The following is a 328-nucleotide window of genomic DNA, read 5'->3' on the forward strand; positions in this document are numbered from 1 at the left end:
ATTGAACTTTTTGACAAACCAGAACTTGAACAACCAGCAGCTATTCTTGAACTTCTCCCTATAAACCGCTCTGTTGAAATTCTTGACGGTATGTCTGCAGATGCTGCTGCAGATGTCTTTCAAGAAATGGATACAGAAACCCGCACGCGGCTTTATGCATTGCTCAAACCCTTAACACGCGCTGAACTAAAAAAACTTACCAGTTACCCTGATCATACAGCGGGTGCACTGATGACAACAGAGTTCATAGCTGTTCCCGCAAACTGGACTGTAAAAAAAACTTTGAATCACATCCGTGATGTCGAACAAACGCGTGAAACAGTTTATA

The 328-nt window shown here is 42.4% G+C and carries 1 protein-coding gene; it reads left to right on the forward strand.

Annotation, left to right across the window (positions count from 1 at the left end; all coding sequences use genetic code 11):
- Positions 1-328: magnesium transporter MgtE N-terminal domain-containing protein (locus ACFIK8_RS10225; RefSeq protein WP_375669359.1), on the forward strand; the 328-nt coding region annotated here is incomplete at both ends.

This window comes from Bartonella sp. MR168JLCBS, assembly GCF_042194175.1.